7 protein-coding genes are annotated in these 10,767 nt (G+C 71.2%); all 7 read right to left on the bottom strand.

All coding sequences use genetic code 11. The annotated features are described in order from the left end of the window. Window positions 1–338: 338 nt before the first annotated feature. The gene (locus tag MED15_RS24270; RefSeq protein ID WP_112590413.1) at window positions 339–2,447 is read right to left on the bottom strand and encodes a ThuA domain-containing protein; all 2,109 of its coding nucleotides are present in this window, start codon (window positions 2,445–2,447) and stop codon (window positions 339–341) included. Window positions 2,448–2,522: 75 nt separating this feature from the next. Next, window positions 2,523–5,378, bottom strand: a complete 2,856-nt coding sequence (locus MED15_RS24265; RefSeq protein WP_181549399.1) for a PQQ-dependent sugar dehydrogenase — start codon at window positions 5,376–5,378, stop codon at window positions 2,523–2,525. Window positions 5,379–5,596: 218 nt separating this feature from the next. Beyond that, complete coding sequence (locus MED15_RS24260; protein WP_112590410.1) at window positions 5,597–6,664, bottom strand: polyprenyl synthetase family protein; 1,068 nt, start codon at window positions 6,662–6,664, stop codon at window positions 5,597–5,599. Beyond that, entirely contained in the window at window positions 6,661–8,076 is a 1,416-nt protein-coding gene (locus tag MED15_RS24255; RefSeq protein ID WP_112605369.1) for an alkaline phosphatase family protein, read from the bottom strand. The genes MED15_RS24260 and MED15_RS24255 overlap by 4 nt, the downstream gene beginning before the upstream one ends. Then, window positions 8,073–9,272: a metabolite traffic protein EboE gene (eboE, locus tag MED15_RS24250; RefSeq protein ID WP_112590405.1), complete on the bottom strand. Its 1,200-nt coding sequence runs from the start codon at window positions 9,270–9,272 to the stop codon at window positions 8,073–8,075. The genes MED15_RS24255 and eboE overlap by 4 nt, the downstream gene beginning before the upstream one ends. Beyond that, on the bottom strand, window positions 9,272–10,129 hold the full coding sequence (locus tag MED15_RS24245; RefSeq protein WP_112590402.1) for a TatD family hydrolase: 858 nt from the start codon (window positions 10,127–10,129) through the stop codon (window positions 9,272–9,274). The genes eboE and MED15_RS24245 overlap by 1 nt, the downstream gene beginning before the upstream one ends. Continuing rightward, window positions 10,130–10,738 (bottom strand): EboA domain-containing protein, encoded by a 609-nt coding sequence (locus MED15_RS24240; protein ID WP_091409016.1) that lies wholly within the window; start codon window positions 10,736–10,738, stop codon window positions 10,130–10,132. It abuts the gene before it with no gap. Between the last annotated feature and the right edge of the window lie 29 nt (window positions 10,739–10,767).

The following is a 10,767-nucleotide window of genomic DNA, read 5'->3' as shown; positions in this document are numbered from 1 at the left end:
CCCACCCTTTCCACCCACACCCCCGTCCCGACCCCACCCCCGGCGCCAACCCCCGGCGTCCCCCGCAACGCGCCCACCCTGTCGGCGCTCTCGACGGCACCGCGTCGACGGGCCGCGTGTCACGGGCGAGATCTGCGTCGGGGCACACACCGGTGCGAGCGCTATACCTGTGAGTCATAACTATGACTCACAGGTATAGCGCTCGCGGGTGACACCTCCCGAGCCTCGCCGCTCCGCCAGAGCCGACGAACCCGGCCGGTCGGGGCACACCCGGCCGGGCATGGTCGGCCGCCGGAGCGGGAGGGGCCAACAGCGTCGACCCCTCCAGCCCTAGTCGGTCAGGGCAGGGTCCACTTCTGGTTGGCCGCGTTGAGGCAGGTCCAGAGGTGCACGACGGTGCTGTCGGCGGAGTTGTTGCCGGAGACGTCCAGGCACTTGCCCGACGACGGGTTGCGGAGGGTGCCGTCGGACGCGGCCGCCCAGTTCTGCGCGCCGCTGCCGTTGCAGGTCCAGAGCTGGATCTTGGTGCCGTCGGCGGTGCCGCTGCCGGAGACGTCCAGGCACTTGCCGAGCGCCTTGATCGTCGAGTTCGGCGTCACGGTCCAGGTCTGCGCCGTGCTGCTGTTGCAGGTGTAGATCTGGATCTGGGTGCCGTCGGCGGTGCCGGCGTTGCGCACGTCCAGGCACTTGCCGGCGAGACCCTTGATCGGGCCGACACCGGTGCCGCCCCCACTGCCCTTGACCAGGGTGAAGTCGTCCAGGTCGAAGAGCCCCGTGCCGCTACCGGTGAAGGTGAGGTAGAGGTTCTGGGTGCTGGACGGGACGTTGGACAGTGCCGTGGAGACGTTGGCGAAGGTCGTCCAACTGCCGGTGTTGGGCACCGCGACAGTGCCGAGCACCGGGCCGGTGGCCGAACCGGTGCGCACCTGGATGGCGCCACCCGCGCCGCCGGAGACGACCCGGGCCGTGAACGAGGTGACCCCGGCCAGGTTGACCCCGTTGTACGCGGCCCAGTCACCCGGGTCGATGTAGCCGACGGTCTGCCCACCGTTGGCGCCCGCCTTGGTGAACGCGGAGACGCCGTTGGCCGAGCTGAACGCCTCGGCCTGGATCGTGCCGGTGGGCGGCGGCGTGGTGCCCAGCTCCTTGATCCGGATGTTGCGGAAGGAGGCGTCGTCCCCGGTGCCGTGGTTCTGAATGCCGATGTGACCGGCCAACGAGCGGACCGGGTTGGTGTTGGTGAAATCGTTGATCTTCACCCCGTTGAGGAAGATCTGTAGCCGCTCGCCCTCGACCAGCAGCTCGTACGTGTTCCACTCCCCCGCCGCGTTCAACGCCGCGTCGCGGGCGGCGATGTCGGCGGACTTGTAGGTGTAGACCGCGCCGGTGGTGCGGTCGGCCGCGTCGGTGGCGTCGATCTGGATCTCGTACCCGTTGTCGACAGCCGACCACGGGTCACTCGACGGTGGGAACCCGATGAAGATGCCGGAGTTGTCGTCACCGGCCAGCTTCCAGTCCATCTTCAGCGAGTAGTTGGTGAACTGCTTGGCGTTGTACCAGTACAGCCCCATGCCGCCGACCGAGGTCAGGGTGGCGTCGGTGTTGGTGAAGCTGCCCGGGCCGGCCTGTGACCAGCCGGCCGTCGAGCCGTTGAACAGCGGGGTGTAGCCGGTCTCGGGCCGGCAGTCGGCCTTGCTCCGACCGGAGGCGTACCGGATGCCGCCGAGCAGGTGGTTGCGGAACCCCGCCTCCGCGTACGACGCCTGGGTGTGCCCCGCGCCGGTGTAGAAGGACCGGCCGCCGCTGTAGCTCTTGCACCAGCTCAGCGGGTGGTCGGCGCCCATCCCGCCGCCGGAGTACGACGACTCGTCGAGGGTGGCCAGCACGTGGGCGCTCGACCGGGCGTTGGTGCGGTAGTTGTACCACTCGTCGGTGCGGGTCCAGGTCTGCGGCAGGTGAGCGGTGGCCGCGTGGCCCCGGTCCTCCACCTTCATGTTGGCCTGCTGGATGGCGGGGTGCGAGGCGAACCACGCGCCCACGAGGTTGCCGTAGAACGGCCAGTCGTACTCGGTGTCGGCTGCGGCGTGCACACCCACGTACCCGCGGCCGGAGCCGATGTACGACTCGAAGGCGGTCTGCTGGCTGGCGTTGAGCACGTCGCCGGTGGTGTTGAGGAAGACGACAGCCTCGTACTGGTTGAGGTTGCTCGTGGTGAACGCGGCGGCGTCCTCGGTCGCGGTGACCGTGAAGTTGTTCGCCGCGCCCAGGTCGCGGATGGTCTGGATGCCGACCGGGATCGCGTCGTGGCGGAAACCAGCGGTCTTGGAGAAGACCAGCACGTCGTACGGGGCGTCGGCGGCGCTGGCCGGGGTGGCCGGGGTGGTGCAGGCGATGACGGCGAGTGCGGCCATGGCCGCACCGAGGACGGGTCGCAGGCGTCTGCGCATATCGCTCTCCTAATTGCGGTTAGGAGGGGCCCCTCGCATCACACTAGGCGTTGTCGAAGGGCCCCTCCCGCCAGCTCAGGGCAGGGTCCACTTTTGGTTGGCGGCGGCGGTGCAGGTCCAGAGGTGGACCACCGTGCTGTCAGCGGAGCTGTTGCCGGAGACATCGAGGCACTTGCCCGACGACGTGTTGCGCAGCGTGCCGTCGGCCTGGGCCGCCCAGTTCTGCGCGGCGGTCCCGTTGCAGGTCCAGAGCTGGATCTTGGTGCCGTCGGCGGTGGCACCGCCCGACACGTCCAGGCACTTACCCAACGACTTGATCGTGGAGTTGGGGGTGACCGCCCAGGTCTGCGCGGCACTGCCGTTGCAGGTGTAGATCTGGATCTGCGTGCCGTCGGCCGTGGCGGCGTTGCGCACGTCCAGGCACTTGCCGCCGAGGCCCTTGATCGCCCCAGCCCCACCGGCCGGGGGTGTCCCGGTGACGAGGGTGAAGGCGTCCAGGTCGTAGAGCGCCCCGGTGCCCGACCCGGCGAAGGTCAGGTAGAGCGTGGTCGTGCCGGTCGGCGGGTTGCTGATCGTCCCGGTGACAGTGGTGAAGGTTTCCCAGCCGCCGGTCACCGGGACCGTGGCCGAGCCGAGCACGGTGCCGGTGGCCGAGCCGGCCCGGACCTGGAGGGTGCCACCGGCGCCCGCCGAGGAGACCCGGGCGTTGAACGAGGTCACGTTGCCCAGCCGGTACGGCTGGAACGCGATCCAGTCGCCGTTGTTGATGTCGCCGACGGTCTTGCCACCCTCGGCCGGGGTCTTGCTGAACACGTTGATCCCCGACGAGGTGCCGTAGAACTCGGCCTGGCGGTGCCGCGGCGGCAGCGTGTGCTGGGTGTGCGTGGTCAACCCACCGGCGTCGGTGTACTCGGCGTCGAAGATCGCGAAGATGTTCGCCGCGTCGTCGTGCTCACCGTCGACCGGGATGGTGATCGAGCCCGAGCAACCGGTCTTCGAGGTGATCTGGTGCCCGTGCTGGTCGTGCCCGAGCACGTAGGTCATCTTGACCTTCGTGCAGTCGATGGTGCCGTCCTCCGGGTCGGACACCGTGATGCTGTACGCCACCGTGTCCCCGAAGCCGAACAGCTGACCGTTGCCCGGGTTGTTGATCGTGACGGTGGGCGCGGTGTTGCCGACGCTGATCTGCACGCTGCTGCTGCCGGTGGCGCCCTGCGGGTCGCGCACCGTCAGCGTGGCGGTGTAGGTGCCGTTGGCGCTGTAGGTCTTCGTCGGGTTGGCGGCGGTCGAGGTGGTCCCGTCACCGAACGCCCACGCGTAGGTCAACGCGCCGCCCTCGGGGTCGGCCGAGCCGGCCGAGGAGAACGTCACAGCGAGCGGGGCCGCGCCAGAGGTGCGGTTGGCGCTGGCCTTCGCGGTGGGCGCCCGGTTGCCGCCGCCGACGTAGTCGAAGCGGTAGAGCGCCGAGTTGGCGTCACCGTTGAAGTAACCGGTGCCGTAGTCGAGCACGTAGTACGCGCCGTCCGGGCCGAACGCCGAGTCCATCACCTGCTTGCCGACCCACGGGAAGGTGTCGATGGCGCCCCGGGAGCCGTCGGAGTTGACGTGGATCGGCTTGATCCAGCCTCGGCCGAACTCGGTGGCGAAGAACTGCCCGTCGAACGACTGCGGGAACTTGGTGGTGGAGGTCGACGAGGCGTTGTACCGGTAGACCGGGCCGCCCATCGGCGACTCGGAGCCGCCGCCGAACTCGGTCGGGGTGCCGGCGTCACCGGCGTACCGGATCCAGGCGGGCTGGGCCGGCGGCAGGGTGGTCAGGCCGGTGTTGCGGAACGAGTTGTTTGTCGGCCCGCCGGTGCAGTTGTACTTCGCGCCGCTGGCGCTGGTCGCGAAGTCGAACTCGTTGTACGTCTCGGTGCTGGTGTTGGTGCCGGTGCAGTACGGCCAGCCGTAGTTGCCCGGTGCCGCGACCCGGTTGAACTCCACCTGGCCGGACGGCCCGCGGGTGGAGCTGGTGGAGCCGGCGTCCGGCCCGTAGTCACCGACGTAGACCACCCCGGTGGCCTTGTCCACGCTGATCCGGAACGGGTTGCGGAACCCCATCGCGTAGATCTCCGGCCGGGTCCTGGCCGTGCCGGGGGCGAACAGGTTGCCCGACGGGATCGAGTACGTGCCGTTGGCGTTCACCTTGATCCGCAGGATCTTGCCGCGCAGGTCGTTGGTGTTGCCGGCGCTGCGCTGCGCGTCGTACGCGGGGTTGCGGTTGGTCCGCTCGTCCAGTGGTGAGTAGCCGGACGACTCGAACGGGTTGGTGTCGTCGCCGGTGGACAGGTAGAGGTTGCCGGCGGCGTCGAAGTCGATGTCCCCACCGACGTGGCAGCACACACCCCGGCTGGCCGGGACGTCGAGCACGTCGACCTTGCTGGCCTGGTTGAGCGTGAAGTCCGAGTTGAGGGTGAACCGGGAGAGGCGGTTGACCCCGTCAAAGGCCGAGAAGTCGGTGCCGGTGGCCGGCGCGTCGCCGCCGGGGGTGGAGAGCGGCGGGGCGTAGTAGAGGTAGATGTAGCGGTTCGAGGAGAAGCCCGGGTCGACGCCGACGCCCTGCAACCCCTCCTCGTCGTGCGTGTAGACCGACAGGGTGCCGACCACGGAGGTGGTGCCGTTGGCGTCGGTGCGGCGCAGGGTGCCGTTGCGGGCGGTGTGCAGGACCGAGCGGTCCGGTAGCACCGCCAGCGACATCGGCTCACCCATGTCGGTCACGCCACGGGCCAGCTCGACCTGCTGGAAGTCGCTGGCGACGATCGTGTGTGCCTGGGCGGGTGCCGAGCCGGCGGCGAAGGTGACAGTGCCGGCGGCGACCGCCAGCAGCAGCGCGGATCCGGCGGAGAACCATCGTCGGGACCGTTGTCTGGGTGCGTCCTTCATGGACATCTGTGCTGTCCCTTCCTGACGTGTGACTGCCAGGCCGGGCGCGCGCCGTCGCGCCGGATGCCGTAGCGGTGGTGGGGGGTCGATGGGTTACCGCGCCGCCGGTTCACCTCGACGAAACATTGTCGTGTTGGTCACGACACTAAGTCGCACGTGTCGATGTGTCCATACCTTCCGGCGGTTCAGCATCAACTTTCGTCGATTTGATCGAAAGTCGCCGGTCAGGCGCGTCGGTCGATCGCCTGCCCGGCCAGCGCAACCAGGGCCGCGCGGGCCTCATCGGCCACCATGGCGTTCTGCAGGGCGGAGAGCGCGGCCTCGGTCCGGACCCGGATCATCTGCTCGATCCGCTCCCGCGCGCCGGTCGCCTCGATGATGTCGCGCAGCTCCGCCGCGCCCTCGGCGTCCAACGCCGGGTTGCCGAACAGCTCCCGCAGCCGGATGGTCTGCGGCCGGTCGGCGGCGCTGCGGGCCAGCGCCATCATGACGGTGGGCTTGCCCTCACGCAGGTCGTCCAGGACCGACTTCCCGGTGACCGCCGGGTCACCGAACACGCCCAGGACGTCGTCGCGGAGCTGGAACGCGTCACCCAGCGGGTCACCGAACTCGCCCAAGGCGGCGATCAGCTCCGGCCCCGCGCCGGCCAGTGCCGCACCGATCTGCAACGGCCGGGTGACCGTGTACCGGGCAGCCTTCATCCGGATCACGGTGAGCGCGCTGGCCACCGAGCCGTCACCCACGCCCGAGACCAGGTCCAGGTACTCCCCCGCGATCACCTCGGTACGCATCAGCGCGAACACGCCGTACCCCCGGTGCACCTGCTCGGTGCTCAGCCCGCACTCGTGGAACATCTGATCCGACCAGGCCGCGCAGAGGTCCCCGCAGAGCAGCGCGGTGTTGCGGCCGTACGCCTCGGGGTCGCCGCGCCACGACGAGCGGGCGTGCAGGTCGGCGAAGAGCCGGTGCACCGACGGCTCACCCCGGCGGCGGTCGCTGCCGTCCAGGATGTCGTCGTGGATCAGCGCGAACGCGTGGAACAGCTCCAGGGCCGCCGCGGCCACCACGATCGGGGTGCCGTCGGCCGCGCCCGCGCCGCGCCAGCCCCAGTAGCAGAAGAGCGGCCGTAACCGCTTGCCGCCGGCCAGCACGAACCGTTGGAGCGCGGTGAACACGCCCCGCGGCGCCCCGTCCGGCCAGTCCGGGCCCTGCCGGCTGAGAAACCCGGCCAGCTCCGCGTCGAAGCGCGCCCGCAGCTCGCTGGCGTCGGTGGGCACGACGGTGACCGTCATGAGCCCTCCCCCGACCCGACCGCGCCGCCGGGGCTCAGCCCGGCCAGCTCCAGCAGGAGCGCCTTGACCTCGGTCGCCGCGATCTTGTCCCGGGCCGCGGTCGCGTCGGAGCAGAGCAGCACCGGGCCGTCCGCCGGGTCGTCGGGCAGCCGCCCGTGCGAGCCACGCACCGCCCGCGCGCCGGCATCGAGGCCGACAGCGCTCATCAGGTACCGCATGCCGAGCTTCTTGCGGGCCAGGGCCACCCCGGCGCGGGCCTTCGCGGCACCGGGGTTGGCCGGGTCGAAGAACAGCTCCGCCGGGTCGTAGCCCGGCTTCCGGTGAATTTCGACCAGCCGGGCGAAGTCCGGTGCCTGGGCGTCGTCCAGCCAGTAGTAGTAGGTGAACCAGGCGTCCGGCTCGGCCACCAGCACCAGCTCACCGGCGCGCGGATGGTCCAGCCCGTGTGCTGCCTTGCCCTCGGCGTCGAGCACCTCGGCCACCCCGGGCAGGCCCGCGCAGAGCTTCGCCACCGCCGGCACGTCGGCCGGGTCCCGGACGTAGACGTGCGCGATCTGGTGGTCGGCGACCGCGAACGCCTTCGACGTCCACGGATCGAGGTACTCCATGCCCGCCTGGGTGTGCACCCGCAACAACCCCTCGGAGCGCAGCAACCGGTTGACGTCCACCGGCCGGGACACGTCGGTGATGCCGTACTCCGACAGCACCACCACTGTGGCGTCCCGGGCCCGGGCGGCGTCCAGGAGCGGGCCGAGCACCGTGTCCAGCTCCGCAGCCGCCGCGGCGGCCTGGGCCGACGAGGGACCGAAGCGTTGCAGGTCGTAGTCCAGGTGCGGAACGTAGACCAGGGTCAGGTCGGGTGACACGTCGGCGAGGATCTGCTCGGCCGCCTGGCAGATCCACCGCGACGACGGCAACCCGGCCGTCGGCCCCCAGTAGGTGAAGAGCGGGAAGGTGCCCAGCCGCCCGGTGAGCGCGTCGTGCAGCTCCGGCGGGTCGGTGTAGCAGTCCGGCTCCTTGCGCCCGTCGGCGTAGTAGACCGGGCGGGGCGTCACCGTCCAGTTGACGTCGGCGCCCATCGCGTACCACCAGCAGACGTTGGCCACCGTGTAGCCGGGTTCGGCCCGACGGGCGGCCTGCCAGAGCTTGTCCCCGCCGACCAGCGCGTTGTGCTGCCGCCACAGCAACACCTCGCCCAGCTCCCGGAAATACCACCCGTTGCCGACGATCCCGTGCCCGCTGGGCTGCTCGCCGGTGAGGAAGGTGGACTGCACCGAGCAGGTCACGGCGGGCAGCACGGTGCCGAGCTCGGCCCGGAAGCCGCCGTCGGCGACCCCCCGCAGTCGAGGCATGTGCGCCAGTAGTCGGGGCGTCAACCCCACCACGTCGAGGACCACCAGTCGCCGGCTCATCGCGTCACTCCCATGCTCACGGTTCGTTCTGCGGTCAGGCCGAGGCCGACCAGTTCGTCCCGGGCGAAGGCCAGTTCCGCGGCGATGCCGGCGGCCAGCTCCGCGTCGGTGCCGGGCCGTCGGGCGGCCGGCAGCACCCCCCAGGTGTACGTCTCGACGTCGAGGTGGTCGCAGCCGGCGGTCGGGCCGTCGAAGAGCGCTCTCAGGGCCGCGCGGAGCACCGGCAGGGTAGAGCCGAGCGGTTCCTCGGGTGGGGCGTGCAGCGGCACGTGGTAGTGCACCCGCCACGGCCCGGGCAGCGCCCGGTCCAGCGCCTCGTCCAGGTCGTCGGCCGCGTACCTCGGGTCGGCCGGGTCGGCCAGACCGGCGCACCCAGCGCCCCGGGTCTGGTGCAGGAAGCGCGGCTCCACCCAGCGGCGCAACGCCTCGGCTCCGCCCTCCGGGTCGGCGGCCTCGACGGCGGCCGAGACCTGCACCTTCACCACCGGCAGTCCGGCCGCCCGCAGTCGTTCCAGCGCCTCGGCCGGCTCCTCCCAGGCGCAGGCCAGGTGGGCCAGGTCGACGCAGACACCCAGCCGGTCCGTGTCCATCCCGGACAACAGCGCGGCCGCCTGACCGGTGCTCTCCACCACACAGCCGGGCTCCGGCTCGAAGGCGACGCGCACCTCGCGGCCGGTGTCCCGCTGCACGTCGGCCAGGCCGGCTGCCAGCTGGTCCAGTCGACCTCGGGCCGCGTCGGCCCGGCCGGTGTCCCACGGTTGACGCCAGGCCAGCGGCAGCGTGGAGATCGAACCTCGGGCGGCGTCGTCGGGCAGCAGGTCGGCGAGCACCCGGGCCAGGTTCACTGTGTAGGTCAGGCGCTGCTCGGTGGTCCAGTCCGGGTGGTACACGTCCTGCTTGACCACCGGGGCCTGGAAGGCCGCGTACGGGAAGCCGTTGAGGGTGACCACCTCCAGGCCGCGCGCGTCCAGCTCGGTGCGCAACCGGCGGCGTAGCGTCGGGTCGGCGGCCAGCTCGGCGGCGACCGGGGCGGCCAGCCACAGGCCGAGCCCGAGCAGGTCGCTGCCGAGCGCCTCGCGGACCGGCACCGCGTAGGTGTCCAGTTGACCGAGGATGCCGGCGAGGTCCTCGGCGGGGTGCACGTTGGTGCAGTAGCCCAGGTGGACGGTCTCGCCGCCGGCATGTCGCAGCCGCATCAGCTGCCGCCACGCAGGATCGAGTTGCCGGTCTGCGGGTCCACCGCGGCGGCGACGTCCAGGTCGCTGAGGTCGAGCCGCCCCGACTGCCCGTAGAACTCCACCGGGTTTCGCCACAGCACCTTGTCGACGTCGTCGTCGCCGAAGCCGGCCGCGAGCATCGCCTCGCCGGTGGCCCGGGTCAGCAGCGGGTCGGAGCGTCCCCAGTCGGCTGCCGAGTTGACCAGCATCCGTTCCGTGCCGTACTCCCGCAGCAAATCCACCATCCGCTGCGGGGTCATCTTGGTGTCCGGGTAGATGGAGAAACCCAGCCAGCAGCCGCTGTCACGGACCAGCTTCACTGTCACCTCGTTGAGGTGGTCGACGACCACCCGACCCGCGTCGATGCCGGACTCGGCGACCACGGCGAGGGTCCGCTCGCAGCCGCGCGCCTTGTCCCGGTGCGGGGTGTGCACCAGGGCCGGCAGGTCGTACGCCACAGCGAGGGCGAGCTGCGCAGCGAACGCCTCGTCCTCCTCGGGCGTCATCGAGTCGTACCCGATCTCGCCGACCGCCACCACCGCGTCCTTGTCCAGGTAGCGGGGCAGCAGGTCGAGGACCGGCCGGCAGCGCGGGTCGTTGGCCTCCTTGGGGTTCAGCGCGATGGTGGCGAAGTGGCGCACCCCGAACTGCCCGGCCCGGAACGGCTCCCAGCCGATCAGGGAGTCGAAGTAGTCGGTGAACGAGGCGGCGCTGGTGCGCGGCTGCCCCAGCCAGAACGCCGGCTCCACCACCGCGCGCACTCCGGCGGCGGCCATCCGTTCGTAGTCGTCGGTGGTGCGTGAGGTCATGTGGATGTGGGGGTCGAAGATGCGCATTCACGCCTCCCGGGGCAGTGCGGCGGTGAGCCGGTGGAGCAGGTCGTTGGCGTCGGCGGGCAACTCCCGGCCGGCGGCGTGCCGTTCGGCGGCCAGCGCGGCCAGCATCGCGGTCAGCTCGCCGTCGGCCCGGGTGTCCAGGTCGGCCACGTTGGCCAGGGGGACGCCGCTGAACACGCACTTGAGCACCGCCTGCCGCCAGGCGGCCTGGTCGAGGTGCCGGGCGTACGGGCCGAGCGCGGCGGCGACCAGCCGGGTGTCGTTGGTCCGGATCGCGTCGTGCAGCAACGGGACCCCGTCGGCGCCGATCGGCAGCAGCGGCAGGGCGCGCAGCACGGCTCGTCGCTCGGCCGCGTCACCGTGCTGGTAGAGGCGCTCGGCGTACGCCGCGTGCTCGCCGGGCAGGCTGGTGAGCAGCAGCACCCGGGCCGCGTCGTCGGCGGTCCAGCCGGGGGCGTCGGGCAGCGCGGCCCGCCCGCAGCGTCGGCCGACGGCGGGAAAGAGCCGGGTGATCGCGGTGGGCTCGGTGGTGACCCGGCGCAGCGCCGTGTCCAGCCAATCGGGATCGGGTACGCCTCCCAGCGCGGCCCGTAGTGAATCCGGTGTCATCCCGTCTCCTCCCCTTGTTGCTACGCGGG

Source organism: Micromonospora noduli (assembly GCF_003264475.1).
Classification (GTDB): domain Bacteria; phylum Actinomycetota; class Actinomycetes; order Mycobacteriales; family Micromonosporaceae; genus Micromonospora; species Micromonospora noduli.
Note: the sequence above shows the minus strand (reverse complement) of the source record. Positions and strands in the feature narration are given on the sequence as shown.